Origin of the sequence: Vibrio sp. 397 (assembly GCF_033339395.1) — a bacterium.
In the GTDB taxonomy this organism is placed as follows: Bacteria; Pseudomonadota; Gammaproteobacteria; order Enterobacterales; family Vibrionaceae; genus Vibrio; species Vibrio alginolyticus.
In genome coordinates this window covers 304315-325273 of the sequence record NZ_JAWOUN010000003.1, presented here as the reverse complement: position 1 = coordinate 325273, position 20959 = coordinate 304315, and the positions used below count along the sequence as shown (strand labels likewise).

Genomic DNA, 20959 nt, shown 5'->3' with positions numbered 1-20959 from the left:
TCTTCGAGGAAAAAGGTTATGACCAAACAACAAATGATCGCCCTGTTTATCGCCATGATCATCACCAGTGCCCTCGTTTCGGCCGTCACAATTATGGGCGGAATCTGGTACTTAAACAAACACGCTCAAGAGTCACCTGACTCTGGTTCACTGATCGAAGACTCTCCACTGTCTTTTTTGGTCACAGAACAACCGACAAGTAAAGGTCCTAGCTTCCATCCTTTGGACAAAGTCGTTTTGACCGTTAAAGGCAAGAAACAGACTCACTTTGTGATGCTAGAACTGGCAATTGAGACACGCCGTCCAGAGCGTATCAAAGAGATCGATGAATACATGCCTATGGTACAAAACTCTCTATTAAAACTGTTTAGCGACAAAACGTTTGATCAGTTACAGCAAGCGGGTGCCATCGATATTCTGCAAGACGAAGTGAAGCAAACGCTTCTACTCGCTTTTGCTAAAACAGACATCGTCCGAGAAATCGACGATGTTTTGTTGACTAAATATGTTGTGCAATAACGGAGCACAACCATGTTAGACATGAATGTACAAGACACTTACACCACAGAAGAGGAAGTGACAACACCGTCACGACCAATTGATGAAAACGCATTGCTACAACGTCATCAGGTCATGGTAAAACGCGTAGTTAACCAGCTGCGCGTTCATGCCACTTCTCACTGTAGTATTGAAGATATGCAGCAGATAGGCCTTATCGCTCTAGTCGAGGCTGGACGCCGATATGGCGATGTTGACGATCCTCACTTTCCTGCTTTCGCCGTTTGTCGAGTTCGGGGAGCTATTTTAGACGAATTACGCCGACTAGATTGGCGTTCACGTAAGACTCGTCAACAAGCCCACGAGCTCAACGACGTGACTCGAGATCTCACTCGAACGTTAGGTCGAATGCCAACGGATGCCGAAATCATCCAGGCTTTAGGGACGAATGAGCAAGATTATTACAACCGCCAAAATGCCGCTCTCGCAGGCGAGATGCAAAGCCTTGACCAACTGATGGAGAGCAGCGGTGATAGCTACATTGGCGGGCAATACGATGGCATGGAACATGAACATATTCGTCGTAGTTTAGACAGTGCTTTGGGTAAGTTACCTAAGCGCGATCAGCTGCTCCTGACTCTGTTCTATCAACATGAACTCAACTTACACGAAATAGCTCTGGTATTGGATCTGACACCACCTCGTATATGTCAGCTTCACAAACAAGCGCTGAAACAACTCAACCAATTAATGTCCTCTTAGGAGTCACAAGATGCAAAAGTTTTTTGGAGTGCTCACTATCCTGGTGTGCGTCTTCGGTGGATATATGTGGGCCGGTGGTAGCTTAGGTGCTATCTGGCAGCCAGCCGAATTCCTTATCATTATTGGCGCCGCTGCTGGTTCTTTGATCATCGGTAATCCGCCTCATGTACTGAAAGAAATGCGTCGCCAAGTGCCAGCGACCATTAAAGGTCCAACAGAAGAGCATGAGTACTACATGGAATTAATGGCACTACTCAACAACTTGCTAGAGACAGCGAGAAACCGCGGATACAAGTTTCTGGATTCTCATATTGAGGCTCCGGAGCAAAGCTCTATGTTCCTCGCTTACCCGACGATCGCAGAAGATCATCGCCTAATTTCTTTCATTACTGACAATTTACGTTTAATGGCAATGGGACAGATGTCGCCTCATGAATTAGAGGGACTGCTAGAGCAAGAAATCGAAGCAATACAGAACGAAATGCTTTTACCTTCACGCTCACTACAGCGTACAGCAGAAGCACTACCTGGCTTCGGTATTCTTGCAGCAGTTGGTGGCATCATTATCACCATGCAAGCTATTGATGGCTCAATCGCTATGATTGGTTATCACGTTGCGGCAGCTCTCGTTGGTACATTCATTGGTATTTTCGGTTGTTACTGTGGCTTAGATCCACTAAGTAACGCCATGGCTCAGCGAGTAAAACGTAATATGACTGCTTTTGAGTGCGTTCGTGCAACCTTGGTTGCCTACGTAGCGAAAAAGCCGACATTGCTCGCCATTGACGCTGGTCGTAAACATATTCAGCTAGACATCAAACCAACATTCAACCAAATGGAGAAGTGGTTAGCTGAACAGGAGGGATAATGCAAAAACAAGAGCATGTAGTGTTCAAACGTGCCAAAGTATACAGCCATGATGAGTCGTCTCATGGCGGCGCGTGGAAAGTCGCGTTTGCTGACTTCATGATCGCCCTAATGGCGCTGTTTCTTGTACTTTGGGTTATGCAGGTGGTAGACAAAGAAGAGCGTAAAGCGATTGTTGCCCACTTGCATAGTTCAAGCGTATTCGATAAGAGTTACGGCAACCCATTTGATACGTCACAAAGTATTTCTCCTATCGACTTGGCACAGGACTCTTCTGTGCCAAGTAAACACAACTCCAACCATGTAGTAAGCTCTTACTTTAAAGGTGATGGGGATGGACCAGAAATTGATTCTTTGATTCCTGGTAACTTCGATACTCAAGAGCAACTTGCCGCACTAGCGAAAGTAATTGAGCAAATGACTGCCCAAATTAATGCGCAGGGAAATGTAAACGTCACGGTGACACCACAAGGTTTGCGTATCGTCCTTCAAGATGATTACAAACAGCATATGTTCAGCCGTGGTGGTGCAGAACTTACTCCTTTTTTTGAAGATTTACTGCTCGCACTAGCACCTGTATTTCATCGTGTTAACAACCCTCTGATCATCAGCGGACACACAGATGCAATTCCATTTAAAAAGCGTTTTGGTCGTCAATCTAACTGGGCGTTATCAGCCTCTCGAGCAGACGTAGCAAGAAATACGTTAGTTGAAGGCGGTATGCCGGACGATAGAGTAATGCAGGTAACGGGTATGTCAGATAGAGCGCTGCTTAATCCTGATGAGCCAGATTCTAGCGAAAACCGTCGTATTGAGCTGTTTGTTTTAACGACTCCTGCCGCTAAAGTGCTTGAGACCCTTTTTGGCAACCACCAAGAAAGTGAACTGCAAAAAGCGAAAGATAAGGCTGAATTTAACCAACCAGTCATTCGTCAAGAAGTCATCAATTACTCCGGCGATACCGCCACCAGCGAAGTAAAAATTCAAGAATTATAATCTTAAAAGGTCACCACTCTGATGGTGACCTCTCTAACCAAAGCCTCTGTTACTGTGACTTTTTAGTTGAGTTCTATATGCACATAACATCATCCGAAAAAAGAAAAAGCGACTTACTGAAGAAAGCCTTTTTATGGCTCATTGTCTTCGATTACCTTTTATTGGCGTTTTTCTTAACTCAGCTATCAAGTATGACACTAAACAGCGGAACCATGATCAGCTTGTTACTTGTTGTTTATAACGTCTTACTTGTTTCGCTATGCTTTCAACGAACCAACAAGCAGGACTCTTACATTATCTACCCTGTTTTGTCCGCAACGTTATTAGCATTTGTCTGCTTTCTTTACTTCTTTTTTTTAATTTAGCTCCCCGACTCGACCATTGATTTTATTTTTACTGCTTTTTCGAAGTGGTCGAGCTGATGAGTCTGAATCCACCACGTAGCCGCTTCCATCAACAGCTCTGGGTCGTCATTTTTATTAGCGAAAAACGCATAAAATGAGAGACCAACCAATTCACCTTTACTCGCGATCTTTTTGTCACAGACCTCTATAATTTTGTCTCTCAGCGAAGCTCTCATTTCTAATCCCTTAACCTAGTACATACTCACTAACCATACGGTTGAAAGAAATCAAATCAAACGAGCCTTTAATTTCAAAACGCACTCTTCCCACCTCACTCATGAAGAACTCGATTTCACAATCCAAATCAAAAGTACCAGAGGTCTCGATAGAAAATGCATTGATCTTACTGTAAGGCAAAGAAGTGTAATCCACTTTTGAGCCGGTAATCCCTTGCACATTTGCCGCTATCACTCGCTTGTTCGTAAACACCACTTGGTCACGAACTGTTTTAAAAGCAGCGAAAATAGTCTCACCATCAATCAAGAACTTAAGGAAGTCTTCTCTGGCATTAGAAACGTCAATCGGCTTAAGCTTAAATACAGAGGAATTGTCGAAATCAATCATAATTAATCCTTTGAGTGGGCGTTAGAACGAATTATCAACGTATCAGATAGCACCACTTTTGCCTACTCGCAACGCACGTTTCTGCTTGATTCGCCCAACAACGAAGCGTCACTCACTTCCACCCTTGCATCCATTGCTCAGAGTCTTTTAGGTCTTGCCAGTTCATCTCTCGGTCGCGTTTACTCATGACTGCCTCGATGACACATCTCACAACGTTACCATCTTCATCTAGTTCCATTTCTGTCACGACAAAATGCTTCTCTTTGTTTTTAGGTGAAATTGCCGTCCATTTACTGTGCAATAGTTTCTTAGGGTGGATTCTGTTCATCGCATTGTACCAATTTAACTACCATGTTGATGTATACGACTGAATACCAAGAGAGAATCAGATTTTGTTTTTGCAAACCGACAAAAGATAAAACCGCAAAAGAGATCACTCCCTTTCGCGGCTCTAACTACAATCCGACTAGGTCTTCTGACCATTCAGTCGAGGGTTTAGGTACTGACTTTGTAGCAACTGTAACCCTTTACCGACCAGAACAATCACTATCGCTCCAATCAGGACAGGCGTGAAGAGAAAACTCCATCCCTGCCCAGACGCCATGATCAAAATTGGATTTGCACCCGCAGGTGGATGAGTGGTCTTCGTAATCAGCATCGCAGAAACACCTAGCCCCGTCGCAATCGCGAGCGTGACCGGCGTGACGTCAACATACTGGCTAAACGCAATACCGATAGATGCCGTGATGAAGTGACCAATGATCACGTTTTTTGGTTGAGCGAGAGGGCTGCTAGGCACCCCAAACACCAGTACTGCGGTAGCACCAAATGGTGCCATCAGGAGTACAACCTCCGTCAGTGATACCTCAGCGTAGGACAATACGCCAATAGCCAACGTAGCGCCAAGCCCGGCAACCAACGATAAAATTAAATTATTCATAAACACCTCAAAGTAGACCGAATTGTCTACAAAATAAAATAGACAAATCTGTCTACTTTTGTCAATATGTGTTTATGGAACTTTTTGAGGACGTAGTTATGAACAAAAAGAAACAGTTATTGATCGACACAGCTTTGTCACTGTTTTATAAACAAGGCATCAACTCTATTGGCATCAATGAAGTCCTCAATGTTTCCGGCGTGGCTAAACGCACGCTATATAACCATTTTGAGAGCAAAGAAGCGCTTATCATCGCCGCATTAGAACAACGCCACCAAGTATTTATGGAATGGTTGGAGGAAAAGCTTTCTTCAGCACAAACGTGCGCGGAGGTAATCGATCAGTTATTTACAGCACTCAACGGCTGGTTTCATGGCTCTGAAGAAAAGTTGGGCGAGTTTCGCGGTTGCTTTTTCATCAATACGTCCGCGGAATTCAGTGACGACAGTGGCGAGATCGCAACGTATTGCCGCTACCATAAGCAGCAAGTCAGAGAGCTAATTCAACACTATCTCAAATCAGACAACGCTGCATTACTCGATGCCATTTGCATCATGAAAGAGGGCGCGATCACTACCGCTTACATGACGAAAGAGTACGACAACATCACGAAGAAATGCGTGACCATTTTGCACAAGCTTTAATGCGTTCAGGTATAGTCATTTGCGGATTAAGTATTCAAACGAAAGGCACCAATCGGTGCCTTTTTCTTTACTTAGTGAGTGAACTTACAGCTCGTGCTCAGTACGTGCGATGATGTCGTCTTGCGCATCTGGTGATAGCGCGGTGAAGAAGGCTGAGTAGCCTGCAACTCGCACAACCAGATCACGATATTGTTCAGGGTTCTTCTTCGCTGCTAGCAAGGTCTCGCGAGAGACGATGTTGTACTGCACGTGCCAACCTTTGTGGTGGTTGAAGAAGGTACGAATCAACATAGAAAGCTTGAGTTTATCCCCTTCAGACTCAACCGCTGCCGGGCTTAACTTCTGATTAAGCAGTACGCCACCAAGGATCTTATTTGCTTGGATCTTACCGACCGAATTGTACACAGCCGTTGGACCTAAACGGTCTGAGCCAGATGACGGGCTTGCACCTTCTGCCAATGGCGTTTTCGCTTTACGACCGTCTGGCGTTGCCATGGTTGAAGCACCGAATGGGACATTTGCCGAGATACTTGATGTACCTGCGTAGTAACCGCCGCCAATTGGACCACGCCCATGACGCGTATTAACAAACTGCTCTAGCTCATCAATGTACACTTGGTACGCGTCTGCGAGCAGTTGGTCTACCGCGTCATCATCGTTACCGTATTTTGGTGCAAAGTTGATAAGACGTTGGCGAAGCTGTTCGTTCTCCATGCCGTCGAAATCTTCTGCCAATGCTTTTGCTAGCTGTTGTTGTGAGATAAGGGGCTGAGTGATTTGCGCATCATCGAAAACAAGGTGCTTGATAGCTGCTAGGCTATTACCTAAGTTTGCGATACCGACTTGTAAGCCAGATACCCAATCGTATTTCGCGCCACCTTCTTTCACGGTTTTACCGCGAGCCAAACAGTCATCCACCAGCGTTGAACAGAAGATGTCTTGAGCTTGCTGTTCAAGTACGCTGTCGACTACTGTATCAATCTCAATCGATTTACGGGTGTAGTAGCGGATTTGCTCTGCCCAAGAAGCCGTCACTTGCTCAAAGTTCTCAAAGTTGCCTTTTGCTAATGACTTATCGTGCGGCAAGAAGGCTTTACCCGTTGTTGCATCCACACCTTCGTTCAATGAAGCGAGCAGGATACGAGCGAAGTTAATGAAGCTCATGCCCGTGCAACGGTAACCCCATTTGCCCGGAACCGCCGTCTCGATACAGCCGATAGATGCGTAGTTGTAAGCGTCTTCTTTCTCTACACCAAGCTTGATGAATTCAGGAATAACAATCTCATCGTTGTTGAACGCTGGCATACCGAAGCCGCACTTAATCACTTCAATACAACCCATTAAGAACTCTTGGTTCAAACCTTCGTGGTAGCGCACACTCAAGTTAGGTTGCGTCGAACGTAACTGACCACAAGATTCGAGAATCGCCCAAGAAAGTGGATTCACTGCGTCTTCAGGCTCACCCTTTTCATTCAACTTCTGACCACCGATACACACGTTTTGATACAGCGGAGAACCTGCGGAGGCTTTTGAGTGCGCGCCAGAGCGAATCTTGTTTACTTCAAGCAGCTTCAACCAGCAGCTTTGTAAAAGCTCTAGTGCAAAGTCTTTTTCAATCGCGTCGTTTTCGATATCGCGAACATAAAACTCGTTGAGGAATTGGTCCATACGACCGAAAGAAACCGAGTGACCGTTCGATTCGATTTGTAGCATCAATTGAACAAAGTAGCTCAATTGCAGTGCTTGCCAGAAGTTTTCTGGTGCGTGACTTGCTACATGACGACAGTTTGCCGCAATGCTTTCTAACTCAGCTTTGCGCAGCGGGCGTTTCTCTTCTAACGCCATTTTTGCCGCCAATTCAGCGTAGCTCACCATATGATCTTGAATCGCAAGCAGTACGATTTCGACCGATTTGTAGAACTGCTCTTTCTTCAAGCCTTCAAAGGTCGAAACATCATTTTTAGCACGGTGCTGACGAACATCCTCTAGCAAGCCGTTCATGCCTAGCTTCAAGATTTTCTCGTTATCCACCGCAAGGTGCGCGTCACCCGAAGTCATGTTGCCTTCGGCTTTAATGATGGTGCTGGCTAAGATTTCTTGCTGCTCATCAGTAAACAAGCCATAACAACGGTCTTGAACTGTTTTACCACGCCAATACGGTGTGATGCTGTGGATGCTTTGCTTATCTTCTTCAGTGACCGCAAAGCCTGCACCAGGACGGTCGGCTAGCTCATCAATTTCCGCTTCAATCCAACGCACTGTGTATTCTGGGAAAATAGGCGCAGCGCGCACTTTGCTCGCTTGGTTACCGACGATCAACTCATCATGCTTAATCCAAATCGTACGAGTGCGTAAGTGCTCTTGCAGTGCTAGCGCACGTTGGACAATTACAGGTTTGTCTTCGTTCGCTTGATAAGCACGAGTGTATGCCTCTGCACGCTCGGTACAGACAGGTGGCGTTACGATATTTACCAGTGCCGATTTGTGCGCTTTGATACGCTCAGGAAGGTAATTCAGGTCCATAGTTAACCTCTTACAATCACGTTAAGTTGGGTGTTTTCGCTTGCGTATTGCATGGCGCTTTCTAGCAGTTCTGGTTTGTTTAATGGCTTGTCAGAACACTCGTAAGGCATATCGAGCAAACGGTATTTATTGATGCCGAGCGTGTGGTACGGCAGCAAGTGAAGTTCTTGGCAGCTTTCTAGTGAAGCCGCAAAATCGATGATGTCTTTCAACTCTTCGATGGTGTCATTGAACCCCGGCACAACGGGAACGCGAATCACAATGCGTTTCGCGATAGGTGCCAGTTTTCGGAAATTGTCTTTGATGCGTTTTAGTGAACCTTTCGCCCAGCTAAGAAACTTCTCTTCATCGGTATGTTTTAAATCCGCCAACCAGCAATCAATATGCGGCGCGGCTTTTTCGACGTTCTTCCACGGCACATGCATGCACGATTCAATAGCGGTAGAGACTTGGTTGTCATGCAGACGCTGTGCGAGTTCTGCTACCAAATCCGCTTGCATGAGTGGCTCACCACCGGAGAAGGTCACACCACCTTGGCTTTGGTCGTAGAAAGGTTTGTCTTTCATTAAGGTGTCGAACAGCATGTCTGATTTCGCCTCTTCACCGCAGACAGTCAGTGCTTGCGTAGGACAGACGTCTCGCAGCGCGATCAGTTGGTCTTCTTTGATGGCTTTGCGATTGATGATGATCTGGTTGTCGATACGTTGAATACCATCACCCACCGTTTCACTACCCGCTGTAGATTGAGTTGTGGCTTGATAAGCAGAAACGCACAGTTGGCAACCTTCCATGCAGCTTCGCTGATCAAACAGCAGTGAATGCTTTTCGCTGCGGCTTTCTGGGTTTTGACACCAAGGGCAAGACAAGCTGCATCCTTTAAGAAAAAGAATGGAACGAATGCCATCGCCATCATGGGTAGAGAATCGTTGAATATTGAAATACATCTCTGCTTGCCTCTTGGTCTGTGCTACCGCTGTGTACTTAATCCGTTTCTTGCTGGTTAAGTCTTATCAGCGGCTTTTCTTTGTTCGAACTGAAAGCTTCATTTGAGCGTTTACAAGTTTCACTTAACTTTCATTTAATGAAATTATTATAGTTTCAAATGAAATTTCAATTGATCAAAATCAAGATCTCGTTCGATTGTCAGATCTATAGTGATCCCATCATCAAAACGAAGATTTTGTTTAAGGTAGAAACCATGATTGAACTTTATTTAGATACTGCTGATGTGGCAGAAGTAAAACGCTTTAACCAGTGCCTACCGCTAAAAGGCGTGACGACAAACCCAAGCATTTTGGCGAAGTCAAAACAGGGACTGAATGAAACCCTAGCAGGCATGCAAGAAGCACTTGGTGGTACACCTCGCTTTCATGCTCAAGTTGTGAGTTCAACCGTCGAAGGCATGGTGGCAGAAGCACGCCAACTGAATGAATTGCCTTACGACATGGTGGTAAAAGTGCCAGCAACAGAAACCGGCTTAGCAGCAATTAAGCTAATGAAAAAAGAGGGAATTCAGGTTCTTGCTACCGCTATCTATTCAGCTCAACAAGGGTTCCTTGCAGCACTGTGCGGTGCAGACTACCTAGCGCCTTACGTAAACCGCATTGATGCGATGAACGGCAACGGTGTTGAAGTGGTCGCGGATCTTCAATTGTTGCTCGATCAGAACCAACTACCAGCGAAGATTTTGGCAGCCAGCTTCAAGAACACTCAACAAGCGATGGAAGTGATGAAACTGGGCATCGAAGCCATTACATTGCCAACCGATGTGGCGGCACAAATGTTCGCTCACCCAGCAGTAAAACCGGCGGTTGAACAGTTCGATAAAGACTGGAAAGAGACGTTCGGCGACAAGCTTTCATTTGAAAGCTAATTAAAAGTAGCAGCTAGACGTCTCAATGAATAATAAAGGGAGTCTTAACTCACCTTGTGCGCCGGTGAGTTTAAGATTCCCTTTTGTATTTCATATAAAGAGGTGAGGTTTACAGCAGTTCTCTATTGGTCAGTGACCAAAGGTACACGCGCTTTAGTAAACTGATTTTGATCCTTTTACGAATACCTCGTTTGGAATGGCGGAGTCGGTTTGGTAGCGCAATGGCTTTCATCTCGTTTTTCATTTCTTTTCCATCCACCAACACAGTAGACCTCCGATGCAGTAAGCCAGCAGATCTTTCCAATCAAATGTGGCACCCAAAATTACAGCCAGAGGCGATGAAGATTCGATACCAAGCCAAGCTGCGACCTGAAACAATTGCCCCAACTCGACGGCAAACGCAATCAACACCACCAATGAAACCAGCCAGTTAACGGGCATAGAGAACATACTTGCAAGAAAGTAGTAGAGCCAAACCACAACGAGAACATCACCAAATGTCGGACGAATAAAGCTGTCTCGAACAAAGAGCGCGATAACGACCAATGCGATAAAACACACCAAGCTTTTGAGTCCATTTTTTGCAGAAAATCGCTGGTGGATAGCGGACGTCTCTTCCACTATATCGCTTGGCTGACCAGTGAGAATTGCTCGTTTAAACATCTTCATGATTCGCCTTTGCGCTTTCTTCTGCTTTCTTATTTCGTGCGTACCAGTCGATGTTGCGTGTAATGACCATAGTGAAGCTCAAAATCGCGAAACACAGTAATGCCCCCATGACCAACGCGTAGCTCTCTGCTTGTAGCAATCCAAACAACAATCCGTAGAGAGTGAGCAAACACGCTCCAAATATCGCGCCGTGTTTGGTGTTGCTCAACATACCGCTCACGTACACACTTAAAAGCCCCGTCGATGCGACTGCCGACACCACATATGCCCAGTTAAAGCCCAGATGTTCACTCATCGAAATCAACAACAGATAGAAAAGCGCTAAAGCCAGACCAATAAAACCGTATTGCACTGGGTGAACCGGACGCGCTTGGAACAGCTCCAGCAAGAAGAAACTCGCAAATACTAATGTAATAACCAACAGTGAATAGTTCACAGCTCGGTGGGATTTCAAATAGTGGTCCACGGGATCAATCAAATCTACGCCCATTTGTCGCTGTTCAAGCTCGTGACAAGCATGATTCGATGACAAACAGCTTTGGAACAGCTGCGCGATATTGGTTGAGAAGTTGTTGCTCGCCCATTGCGCGTTAAATCCATCTTCAGATACCTCTGACGACACCGGTAAGTAATCACCAATAAAGCTTGGATGTGCCCAAGTTGAAGAGAGTTCAACCGTTGTTTGACTGCCGATTGGTGTGACTTGAAGCTGACCCATACCTTGCAGCAAGAAGTTAAGATCGAATGCCAAAGGTTGTTCTGCGTTTAGGTCTGCAAGTGTCAGATCACTGTGGAAGCCTTGTGGCAACTGATTTAACCCCGTTCCCGGTGCGACTTCGATGTCAGCACTCGCCATGGTCATGTCATCCAAACGAATCAATCCACGGCTGTCTTCAATGCCAACCACTAGGCTCATGTTTTCAATATCAAGCCCCTGCAACGCCGCGAGATCGTCTGCATCAAAAGCGCCTTTCAGTGCCACTTGTGCTTTGTATAAACGCGCGCGGTAAATGCCTCGGTACTTTTCAAAACTGTCCAGATTCGCGCTCATATCAAAAGTGCTAGGTAAAAGAAATTTACGACGCTCTTTAATCTGTACTTTGTCATCTCGGTAACTGGTTTCGGTGTAGTTAACCATGATGAATGGACCAATGATGCGCTGTTCACCGCTGCTGCTGCGTGCGATGTCGTTTCTGACTTCATCTTGGCGATATGAGCGCTCTGAGATCAGCCCTGTGACCATTGAAAGCGGGATTTGCAATAAGACAAACAAAAACAGCACGAAGGCGAACTTCGTGCCGAGTTGGTTATTGAGGATCTTTTTCATGTTTCATTCTCCATTTGCTGATGGGAGTAATCTAAATCAGCAATTTGGAGAACGAATGGAGCTAATGTGGAGTTTCTATGGAGTTGGTAAAATCAGGGTCACTTTCACGCCAGAATCGACGTTTTCGACTTGCAACTTACCCTTGTGTAGCTTGATCACTTGCTCAACAAAATTCAGCCCAAGCCCAGTGCTCTTAACACCATTTTTCCGAGCGAGGGAATAAAAGCGCTCGGTCAAACGAGGCATCGCATAATCAGGAATGTGAGGACCTGAATTGAAAATCGACAAGCACACCTTCTCTTTTGTGACCTCAGCTTTCCATTCAATGCATCCCTCTGAATCAACAAAATCCAGCGCATTGTCCATCAGGTTAAAAACGGCTTGTTTCAGTAAGAAGACATCACCAAGCACGGCGAGATGGTCATCAATTTGGATGTTGGCAGTGACCGACTTAGCACTCAAGCGCGCATCCGCCGATTCAACCACTTCATTGACCATTTGTTTTAGCGAGATAGCTTCGACTTGTTCTAGCTCAGGGCGCTTTTCAAGACGAGCAAGTTCTAGCAACTTATCAATCAATGACTGCATGCGGTCGCTTTCTCGCTCAATGTTGCCAGCAAAGCGCGCGACCTTTTCTTCAGGCAACGGCATTTGCAATATTTCACTCGCGCCTTTAATCGCTGATAACGGGCTTTTCAGCTCATGAGTCAGCGTCTGTACGTACTCTTCCACATATTGTTTACCATCGAGCTGATTGCGCATTTTCTCTAATGCGTCGCTTAGCGTGCCGTACTCATAAAAGATACGAAATGTCGGCTTAGAGACCTTTTCACCCTCACCCATTTTGGTCGCGTAGTCTTCTAGCTTGTTCAGTGCCGAGTGAATTCGCCAAGCAAACAATGCCCCTGCCAATAGCACTAAACCACTCATCCACACCATCCAAAACAACACATTGCGTTTAGAAAGATCGATGAAGGGTTGTACTGAGCGATTGGATTTTGCCACCGTCACGCTGCCAATGATTTCGCCTTTGTGATAAATGGGCGCAGCAACATGCATAACGGTTGAGAGCGGATCTTTCGGGTCTTCGATGGTACTGCGCGCGCCGTATTGACCACGCAACGTGAGATATACATCGTTCCATTGCGAGTAGTCTTTGCCTACGTCTTGCTGCCAAGAATCCGCAATCACAATGCCTTGTTTATCGGTGATGTAAATTCGATGGTTAATCGCTTTTTTGCCGATTTCCCAAATGCGCGCTTGAGGTTCTCGCTGCCCATAAGCCGCTAGTAGTTTGGAGAAACGACTCTCAGACAACTTTCCGTTTGCAACATCTTCTTCTGCCAATACCGCAAGCAAGTTCGCCATATCCACCAGCGTCTCTTCGGTAGTTTGACGTACGGTTGGCTTAAGTTCTTGGACGACAGTTTTGCTCACCATGTAAGCCGTCATTCCGACTAAGATGAAGTAGAGAAAAAACAGTCTGAGTCCAAGCGGGATCTTCGGCCAGCGATTCATCATTCACCTTTAATGCAGTAGAAGTAACCAAAGCCACGCTTGGTACAGATGCGTTCAGACATCTCAAACGGCTTCAACTTATGGCGAATAGCTTTGATATGGGTATCGATATTACGCTCATATGCAGCCTCTGGAGCCATGTCTGCCGCGACCATAAGCTGCTCTCGGCTCAATACATTGGAAGAGACGGAAATCAGTTTATCGAGGATCTTGAACTCCACCGCGGTCAGCCCAAGCATTTGCCCGCCAACACCGTAGTCGAAGTTCTGCGCAACTAAATCGTGGTTCAAATGAGGTTGTTCTGGAACAGCCACAGGCTCTGGTTTGTGCTCCATCATCGGCATTTTGGCTTTGATTCGAAGTTTAATACGAGCCAACATTTCACGCGGGCTAAATGGCTTAGTCACGTAATCATCTGCGCCAATCTCCAAGCCCACTACGCGGTCAATTTCATCGCTTCTTGCAGTGAGAAAGATAATGGGAATATCAGAAAACTCACGGATGGTTTTGCATAATTCAAAACCATTGCCATCCGGTAAGCCTACGTCTAAGACAAGTAACGCTGCAGAGTTATGCTGCAAAAAGGCCAAGCCCTCTCCTGCCGTTGCAAACCACTCTGCGTGGTAGCCATCCATCTCTAATACATGAATCAGGTTCTCTGCGATAGCAGATTCATCCTCGATAATAAGGACGGTGGGTTGTTCGCTCAATGTCTTAGCCTCATTGACGGTGTTTATCTTTATGTTGGTATTATCACTTAATTTGGGGCCAAGGCTAGTGGATTGATGCAGCAAAGGCGCAGTTCGTGGATAATACTAATCAAACACACTTCTATTCAGCATAATAAATTTATCACTTAGATTAATGAGTCACCACAATTGTGGATACAATGATTTCAACCATTGATATGAACAGTGTTCATTTTAAACTCAAGTTATCAATTCGATTTTATTTAAAGGACAGTCACTGATGAAAAGAGCGCTAATCCCCCTGGCTTTACTGACTTTGCTCTCAGGTTGCGCTAGCATGTCTCCGGATGAGTGCAAAACGGCAAACTGGTACAACGTAGGTTATCAAGATGGCCGAGACGGCAACGATCCAAGCATTATCAATAGCTATACCGAAGACTGTGGTGAAGCGGGTGTGATACCCGACCGAGCGAAATGGAAAGAAGGCTTTGATAAAGGCACTATCCAATATTGCTCACCAGACAATGGGTACACTGTCGGTATCGAAGGCAAAGAATATTACGGTGTATGCAGCAGCAAAGAGTTTATTGAGAACTACCAGTTAGGTCATCAAGAATATCAACGCCAGCAACGCATCCAACAAATCGATACTGAAATCTCGGTCATCGATAATCAGCTTGATGGCAATCCAGACAAAGATAATGCCAAGAGACTGAAAGAGAAGAGAAAGCGATTGGCTGACGAGCGTTCAAGCCTCTTGTCGCCAACCATCAACTTGAATCTGAATTTCTAAATCGATTGGATTTAGCTTCTAAAAATTCATGGCCCTAGCTCAGTTCTAGGGTCATGAATTGACTGTTCGGATCGAGTTCGTAATCCCCGAACGGCTCGCAGTACACAAAGCCATGCTTTTCATACAACAGGCGCGCTGGTTTAAAAAACTCCATCGAGCCCGTTTCTAAACTCAAGCGCTGCAAACCTTTTTGCTTCGCTTGCTCAATCACATGAATCAATAATTGAGATGCCACACCTTGGTTTCTTGCCGTAGGCGTGGTGCGCATGGATTTCAGCTCCGCGTGTTGGTCATCCAACTCTTTAATCGCCGCACACCCAAGCAGTTGCTCACCTTTCCATCCGGTCCAAAATGTCACTTCTGGCGCTTTGAGCTTATCTAAATCTAACGCATGCACGCTTTCTGGTGGTGACGTGGCGTACATGTCCTGTAAATGTCCTTCCAACAGCGTAATCACTTGCGGCCGTTCTAAATTGTCGATTTCAATTCTCATCTTTCCATCCTTGGCTTTTAACTATCTAAGTCACCTTAAGTATATGTTTTAAAATTAAATGTCCATCCCAAAACTCAAAGATACCTAGGTTTGTACAAAACTAAGGCGATTGAATAATAGAAAAGCCCCAGCACAGATATCAAAACATCATGTGTTGGAGCTTCATTTGCATTTCTATGTAAGCCTATTCGTAAAGTTCTGGCGTACTTTGTAACTGCTCACTAAATTTGAAAATATCGTCAATCGAGTCGATTGGATGGCGGGTTTCTGTTTTAGCTTCATCAAAGAGGCCAATGTACTTTTGTTTGGTATTGAACCAAAGGCGACATAATGGCTTCCGATTGTTGTCATCAAGCAGGATACCAAAATAACTTTGCGTATCACGGGCGCACACTCGCTGTACATCAACTTGTTGTCGCAATATCGCCTTAACTACATTAAAACCCTCGATCTCTTCATCTGTCGTTTGAACTTTGGGTTTATCTTGAGCAGGTTCGACGGATTCTTCAAAGGTGTTAACGCTATCGTCTACCTTGATCGGTGCTTTATCATCTCCACCAATTGCAGATTTCAATCGAGCATTAATGCTGTCGTTCAAGAATTGTTTTAGGGCCTTCGTTGTAATATCCATGAACTGTGCTTTGACTTTTGCGGTTTGGACGCCATCGTACACTTTTGAAGTAAAGAATTTTACAAACTCCTCTTCAGGGTTCTGAAACTGTTCATGAAGTGCTTTTTTAATTTGATTGAGGTACTTGAGTTCACCGGCAGCATCAACTACAGACTCAACATCAAAAGAAGACTTTGTAAGCTTTTTCACTTCGGGAATTACGTGCTCATCAAGATTGGCAAGATCCAAAGTCAAAAACGGCTTTTCATCCATTTTATTTGGAGCGTCTAAGTCCGTAAAAAACTGATATTCAGATCCATTAGTTAAAATCGCAATACGTGCATTGGTTACTGAAAAATACCGAAACAATTGATTAGCATGTTTAGTGGCCAATGGCTCACCAAATTTTTTACACTCGATAAGAATTTGTACAACCCCATCTTTAATGAGCGCGTAATCTACTTTTTCTCCCTTCTTAGTAGCAATGTCAGCAGTAAACTCAGGGATAACCTCATTTGGATTAAAGACATCATAACCTAATACAGAGTGCAAAAATGGCATTACTAATGCGTTTTTTGTTGCTTCTTCTGTAGCTAAACTCGCTGATACTTGGGGAATTTTTTTGGAAAGAGCTTGAACTCGTTCTATAAAATCCATAATACACTCCATCATATTGTTCATTTAAACACTTAAAGTATATATGACACTGGTATCTTAAAATGTTGTGTAGTTAAAAGTTTGAATGCCATATGCAAACACTCACCCAACAGCGAACTTAAAGCGGTTGTCTCATAATGTGCTGCGGTCCAACGGGGCCGCCGTGGTAAAGCTCATTGGTATCTTCAAACCCTGATTTTAAATAGCACTGATAAGCAGGTATGTTGCGGCAATTCACGGTGAGATAAAGCGCATCAAACTCGGGATAATGGCGTTTGGCGAAATCGGCAAACTGTTGAATGGCTTGCTTGGCGATGCCTTTGCCTTGATGACGGTGATCCACCAGCAAAGCACGTACGCCTAAGCTGTTTTTCGGGCAAAAATCGTATTTCTCACTGTAAGCTGCATCAAATAGAAAAAAGCCAACCACATCATCGTCTGTCAAAATCAGATGCGGAAGTTCTGTAGGTTCAAGACGCGTAAGCATTTCACCCACATCCGCGACCGTAAACTGCGATTGCTCTTCTAGCACGCTAAGTTCGCAAGTTTGTTCATGTCGCTCAGGCGAATACTTTTCAATAGTAATCATAATCTTCCTTGTTGTTTTTATGCTCAATTCATACAGGGTATGTCGTAAATAGAAATACCTAGTGTCGTATTTCCCACTCGCAGGCAAACGTTTAGCACTCTATTATCCTCGCCATTCGATAGAGAGGTTTCCATGTCCCGTTTTTTACTTTGTAGTTTTGCACTCGTTTTACTCTACCCTACTGCCATTGATTTGTATCTTGTTGGTTTGCCTCAAATTGCGTCAGATCTCAACGCCAGTGAATCTCAGTTGCATATTGCGTTTTCGATCTATTTAGCTGGCATGGCTACCACCATGTTATTCGCGGGGAAAATTGCAGACTCTGTGGGACGAAAGCCTGTTGCCGTCGTCGGCGCGATGATCTTCGTGCTCGCGTCTTTTCTCGGCGGGATGGCTGAGCAACCAAACACTTTCTTGATTGCTCGCTTTTGCCAAGGCATCGGGGCTGGATCTTGCTATGTCGTCGCATTCGCGATTTTACGCGACACGTTAGACGATGAACGCCGCGCGAAAGTATTGTCGATGCTCAATGGCATCACCTGTATCATTCCAGTGATCGCACCCGTGATTGGTCACTTGATTATGCTGAAATTTCCTTGGCCGAGTTTGTTTACCACGATGGCAGGAATGGGCATTCTCGTCAGTGTATTGGCCATTTTTGTTCTCAAGGAATCACTACCCAGCCAACAAGGTGAAGAACAGACAACGCCAGAGAGCCATCAAGAGACGTTCTTCGAGCGATTTTTTATCAGTAGGCTGATCATTACTGCACTTGGAGTGACCACCATCCTGACCTTTGTTAACGCTTCACCAATTGTTGTGATGAGTATGCTTGGTTTTGATCGCGGTGGCTATTCTTCCATCATGGCGGGGACTGCGACGATCAGTATGTTGATTTCGTTCTCTGCGCCATTGGCATTGGGGATTTTTAAGCAGCGAACCTTAATGATCACCTCTCAAGTATTGCTCGCTTGTGCAGGCATCGTGCTCAGTGCTGCCCATTTCCATGATGGACAATCTCATTACTATGTGTTCGGACTTGGGTTGATTTGCGCTGGTTTCGCTTGTGGCTTTGGCGTGGCCATGAGCCAAGCGCTCAGCCCATTCTCTCAACAAGCTGGCGTGGCGAGCTCGTTACTGGGCATTGCTCAAGTTTGTAGTTCCGCGTTCTATATTTGGTTTATGGGTTTCATCGGCGTTACTGCACTGAATATGTTGGTGTTTATCTTAGTGCTAGGTAGCGTAATCAGCCTTGCTCTAATACTATTGATTCCAAAGCCTGTTCACGATACCCATTATGAAGAAATCCCTAGCGCGACTTGATTTAAACTTACTGTTCACTCTGCAATTATTGTTGCAAGAGCAAAGCGTCTCGAAAACCTCGAAAAAGCTGAACGTTACGCCCTCTACCGTAAGTAAGTCGCTCAACAAACTTCGTCATTGGTTCGATGATCCTTTGTTTGTCAAAACACCTAAAGGTCTTGCGCCAACGCCTTTGGCGCAAAGCATGGAGCAAGATCTTGCAGAATGGCTGCAAATTGGCAGCCAGATTGCAGAAAAACGCAGCGATATTACGCCTAAAGGAGTGCGTTTTGATATCACGATTGAGTCGCCATTAGTGCTCACAGTGCTGGACAGACTCATCATCGCTATCCACCAGCGATACCCTGAAGCGAAAGTAAAAACCAGTAACTGGGATTACGATTCACTCGACGCCATCATTCGAGGCGAGGCGGATATCGGTTTTACCGGCCGAGAAAGTCACCCTAGATCGAAAGAGTCGTTGGATCTTCTGCCTTATTTCTTGGATTTTGAGATTCTATTTTATGACCTGCCGATGGTGTATTTACATAAAGATCATCCGGTATTACAGCAAGAGTGGAATCTCGAGACCTTTCTGAGCTACCAACACATCAATATTGTTTGGGAAAAAAGTGAAACTTGGGCGTTGGATGAAGTATTAACGGAACTAGGGCTACAGCGCTCTATCGGGCTGACGATGTCCAACTTTGAGCAATCCCTTTTTATGGCAGCGCAGCCGACGCATGACATGATCACCACCGCGCCGCACTATTGCAAAAGTTACACAGAAAAGCTGCATCTCGATTTGGTGTGCTTGCCAATTCCATTAGACCAAGCTCAACAAGACAAGTTACTGATTCCATTTACCATGATTTGGCATAAACGCAATGCGTACAATCCCAAATTGCTATGGTTGAAAAACACCATTAAGTCATTGTACAAACAACCTTCCCAACCACAGTAAGACTCAGGCTAAGGTCAGGTTTTCTCTGGTTATTTTTAATGACTTTCTTGCTCTGATAGCTATAACTAATCACTTTATCAACTAATAAAAATGTTCTTTTGGATCTACACTAGCTGCTCATTTACACGCTAAGGATCAAGGATGTCGACCTTCTTACTCACTGCTATTGCAATGCTGGCGTTCGCTGCCAATTCATTATTGTGTCGAATTGCCTTGGCAGAAGGGTTAATTGATGCAGGAAGCTTCACGCTCGTTCGATTGATATCCGGCGCTGTTATCTTAATCGCAATGCTTGTCGTGAGAGGTCAGTGGAAAACCGATCGGCCAACTTCTCGCTTTCGCTTTTTTGCTGGCGTGGCGTTATTTGGTTACGCTGCCCTTTTCTCTTTCGCGTACTTACAACTGGCGACAGGAACAGGTGCTTTGCTTTTGTTTGGTGCCGTGCAACTTACGTTATTGGCAATCTATTGGTGGCAAGGTGAGCGCTTTCAGTTTCTCGAAATCATCGGTATCGGCCTTTCAATTGTTGGATTTGTTTGGTTGATGTTGCCATCTGCCACTCGCCCCGATATTAGCTCTGCACTTCTTATGTTGATTTCTGGCGTTTGTTGGGCTGCGTTTACTGCGCTCGGTAGACAAGCGCCTTCTCCAAGTAGTGGCATCACGTGGGGATTCATCGCTGCATCAATAATTGGCGTGCTCCTTTCGCCATTAATCTTGTCCTCAATCCACCTTTCTTGGAACGGAGTGTTGCTCGCTATCGCATCTGGTGCCATGGCCTCTGGCCTTGGTTATACGCTTTGGTATCAAGTAATGCGTAAGCTCTCTTTGCTTCAAGCCGCCGTCAGCCAACTTTCCGTGCCAGCCATTGCTTTGCTACTCGGCACCGTCGTACTCCACGAGCCTCTTTCACTGCATATTCTTTTAACCAGCGGCATCATTCTTGGTGGCATCGCTTTGGTTTTTTTATCTCGATCCAAAAAAACAAACGAACAATCGGCAAGCCGATAAAAAGTAATAACTTTCCCTCTCAAGTACCCATTCATCATCTATGCTTTTTAAAGCAGTAAAGCTCATTGCAGATGGTACAAGTGGTCTGCTTTGGTACCAGGCGAAGAATATAAGGTGAGAATTGGCTCACACAATGCAGCGATTTTGTTTCCAAAGTGAGAATCATCACAGATCGCGAATTTGCTCGTTTTAGGCGTTTCACCAATAACGCCAAGGGCTAGCACGAGATCAAGCCAAATACGCACTTTTTGTTTTGACAAAGGGTT

At 45.2% G+C, this 20959-nt stretch carries 24 protein-coding genes; 11 read left to right on the top strand and 13 right to left on the bottom strand.

The window, feature by feature from the left end; all coding sequences use genetic code 11:
* The first annotated feature begins 18 nt into the window (after window positions 1-18).
* The 5 genes from fliL to R7P36_RS06895 all read left to right on the top strand — a co-directional run bounded on the left by fliL (window position 19) and on the right by R7P36_RS06895 (window position 3488).
* Window positions 19-519, top strand: coding sequence for a flagellar basal body-associated protein FliL (gene fliL, locus R7P36_RS06915; protein WP_005375011.1), 501 nt, complete (start codon window positions 19-21; stop codon window positions 517-519).
* A 12-nt stretch (window positions 520-531) separates the two neighbouring features.
* The gene (locus R7P36_RS06910) at window positions 532-1260 is read left to right on the top strand and encodes a FliA/WhiG family RNA polymerase sigma factor (protein ID WP_005375008.1); all 729 of its coding nucleotides are present in this window, start codon (window positions 532-534) and stop codon (window positions 1258-1260) included.
* 10 nt (window positions 1261-1270) lie between these two features.
* Window positions 1271-2128, top strand: coding sequence for a flagellar motor stator protein MotA (gene motA / locus R7P36_RS06905; protein WP_005375006.1), 858 nt, complete (start codon window positions 1271-1273; stop codon window positions 2126-2128).
* Complete coding sequence (locus R7P36_RS06900; RefSeq protein ID WP_005375003.1) at window positions 2128-3123, top strand: flagellar motor protein MotB; 996 nt, start codon at window positions 2128-2130, stop codon at window positions 3121-3123. The genes motA and R7P36_RS06900 overlap by 1 nt, the downstream gene beginning before the upstream one ends.
* 77 nt (window positions 3124-3200) lie before the next feature.
* The gene (locus tag R7P36_RS06895; RefSeq protein ID WP_005375002.1) at window positions 3201-3488 is read left to right on the top strand and encodes a hypothetical protein; all 288 of its coding nucleotides are present in this window, start codon (window positions 3201-3203) and stop codon (window positions 3486-3488) included.
* Here the strand turns inward: R7P36_RS06895 and R7P36_RS06890 are convergent.
* From R7P36_RS06890 to R7P36_RS06875, 4 genes are all read right to left on the bottom strand, one after another.
* Window positions 3485-3703 (bottom strand): DUF6500 family protein, encoded by a 219-nt coding sequence (locus R7P36_RS06890; protein WP_017634431.1) that lies wholly within the window; start codon window positions 3701-3703, stop codon window positions 3485-3487. The two genes, R7P36_RS06895 and R7P36_RS06890, sit on opposite strands and share 4 nt — an antisense overlap.
* Window positions 3704-3713: 10 nt before the next feature.
* Window positions 3714-4091 carry a PH domain-containing protein gene (locus R7P36_RS06885; protein WP_005386881.1) on the bottom strand — a complete coding sequence of 126 codons (378 nt, stop codon included), beginning with the start codon at window positions 4089-4091 and terminating at the stop codon, window positions 3714-3716.
* A 112-nt stretch (window positions 4092-4203) separates the two neighbouring features.
* On the bottom strand, window positions 4204-4419 hold the full coding sequence (locus tag R7P36_RS06880; protein ID WP_005374999.1) for a TIGR02450 family Trp-rich protein: 216 nt from the start codon (window positions 4417-4419) through the stop codon (window positions 4204-4206).
* A gap of 138 nt (window positions 4420-4557) precedes the next feature.
* The gene (locus R7P36_RS06875; protein WP_017634430.1) at window positions 4558-5031 is read right to left on the bottom strand and encodes an HPP family protein; all 474 of its coding nucleotides are present in this window, start codon (window positions 5029-5031) and stop codon (window positions 4558-4560) included.
* Window positions 5032-5129: 98 nt separating this feature from the next.
* On the opposite strand from R7P36_RS06875, the gene R7P36_RS06870 reads away from it, so the two are divergent.
* A complete protein-coding gene (locus R7P36_RS06870) occupies window positions 5130-5675 on the top strand; it encodes a TetR/AcrR family transcriptional regulator (protein WP_115386815.1) in 546 nt (181 codons plus the stop codon).
* Between the two features lie 84 nt (window positions 5676-5759).
* Here the strand turns inward: R7P36_RS06870 and R7P36_RS06865 are convergent, their stop codons facing one another.
* The gene (locus R7P36_RS06865) at window positions 5760-8198 is read right to left on the bottom strand and encodes a formate C-acetyltransferase/glycerol dehydratase family glycyl radical enzyme (protein WP_213899097.1); all 2439 of its coding nucleotides are present in this window, start codon (window positions 8196-8198) and stop codon (window positions 5760-5762) included.
* Window positions 8199-8200: 2 nt separating this feature from the next.
* On the bottom strand, window positions 8201-9142 hold the full coding sequence (locus R7P36_RS06860; RefSeq protein ID WP_213899096.1) for a glycyl-radical enzyme activating protein: 942 nt from the start codon (window positions 9140-9142) through the stop codon (window positions 8201-8203).
* Window positions 9143-9396: 254 nt separating this feature from the next.
* On the opposite strand from R7P36_RS06860, the gene R7P36_RS06855 reads away from it, so the two are divergent.
* The gene (locus tag R7P36_RS06855) at window positions 9397-10071 is read left to right on the top strand and encodes a fructose-6-phosphate aldolase (protein WP_021707589.1); all 675 of its coding nucleotides are present in this window, start codon (window positions 9397-9399) and stop codon (window positions 10069-10071) included.
* A gap of 240 nt (window positions 10072-10311) precedes the next feature.
* Here the strand turns inward: R7P36_RS06855 and R7P36_RS06850 are convergent, their stop codons facing one another.
* From R7P36_RS06850 to R7P36_RS06835, 4 genes are all read right to left on the bottom strand, one after another.
* On the bottom strand, window positions 10312-10740 hold the full coding sequence (locus tag R7P36_RS06850; protein ID WP_213899095.1) for a DUF2809 domain-containing protein: 429 nt from the start codon (window positions 10738-10740) through the stop codon (window positions 10312-10314).
* Complete coding sequence (gene creD, locus R7P36_RS06845) at window positions 10727-12067, bottom strand: cell envelope integrity protein CreD (protein WP_213899094.1); 1341 nt, start codon at window positions 12065-12067, stop codon at window positions 10727-10729. Before creD ends, R7P36_RS06850 begins: the two co-directional genes overlap by 14 nt.
* A gap of 75 nt (window positions 12068-12142) precedes the next feature.
* The gene (gene creC, locus R7P36_RS06840; protein ID WP_213899147.1) at window positions 12143-13585 is read right to left on the bottom strand and encodes a two-component system sensor histidine kinase CreC; all 1443 of its coding nucleotides are present in this window, start codon (window positions 13583-13585) and stop codon (window positions 12143-12145) included.
* Window positions 13585-14295, bottom strand: a complete 711-nt coding sequence (locus tag R7P36_RS06835) for a response regulator (protein ID WP_031781081.1) — start codon at window positions 14293-14295, stop codon at window positions 13585-13587. Before R7P36_RS06835 ends, creC begins: the two co-directional genes overlap by 1 nt.
* 259 nt (window positions 14296-14554) lie before the next feature.
* Between R7P36_RS06835 and R7P36_RS06830 the strand changes: the two genes are divergently transcribed.
* Window positions 14555-15067: a DUF2799 domain-containing protein gene (locus R7P36_RS06830; RefSeq protein ID WP_017634421.1), complete on the top strand. Its 513-nt coding sequence runs from the start codon at window positions 14555-14557 to the stop codon at window positions 15065-15067.
* A 34-nt stretch (window positions 15068-15101) separates the two neighbouring features.
* Here R7P36_RS06830 and R7P36_RS06825 read toward each other — a convergent pair whose 3' ends face one another.
* The 3 genes from R7P36_RS06825 to R7P36_RS06815 all read right to left on the bottom strand — a co-directional run bounded on the left by R7P36_RS06825 (window position 15102) and on the right by R7P36_RS06815 (window position 17416).
* Window positions 15102-15560: a GNAT family N-acetyltransferase gene (locus tag R7P36_RS06825; protein ID WP_318122079.1), complete on the bottom strand. Its 459-nt coding sequence runs from the start codon at window positions 15558-15560 to the stop codon at window positions 15102-15104.
* Window positions 15561-15744: 184 nt separating this feature from the next.
* Window positions 15745-16827 (bottom strand): type I restriction endonuclease, encoded by a 1083-nt coding sequence (locus R7P36_RS06820; RefSeq protein ID WP_053303885.1) that lies wholly within the window; start codon window positions 16825-16827, stop codon window positions 15745-15747.
* Window positions 16828-16945: 118 nt separating this feature from the next.
* Complete coding sequence (locus R7P36_RS06815; RefSeq protein WP_005386917.1) at window positions 16946-17416, bottom strand: GNAT family N-acetyltransferase; 471 nt, start codon at window positions 17414-17416, stop codon at window positions 16946-16948.
* A 132-nt stretch (window positions 17417-17548) separates the two neighbouring features.
* Between R7P36_RS06815 and R7P36_RS06810 the strand changes: the two genes are divergently transcribed.
* The 3 genes from R7P36_RS06810 (at window position 17549) to R7P36_RS06800 (ending at window position 20693) form a co-directional block, all read left to right on the top strand.
* Window positions 17549-18739, top strand: coding sequence for an MFS transporter (locus tag R7P36_RS06810; protein WP_213899093.1), 1191 nt, complete (start codon window positions 17549-17551; stop codon window positions 18737-18739).
* On the top strand, window positions 18714-19682 hold the full coding sequence (yidZ, locus tag R7P36_RS06805; protein ID WP_213899092.1) for an HTH-type transcriptional regulator YidZ: 969 nt from the start codon (window positions 18714-18716) through the stop codon (window positions 19680-19682). Before R7P36_RS06810 ends, yidZ begins: the two co-directional genes overlap by 26 nt.
* Window positions 19683-19823: 141 nt before the next feature.
* Window positions 19824-20693 (top strand): DMT family transporter, encoded by an 870-nt coding sequence (locus R7P36_RS06800; protein WP_318122077.1) that lies wholly within the window; start codon window positions 19824-19826, stop codon window positions 20691-20693.
* Window positions 20694-20959: the final 266 nt, after the last annotated feature.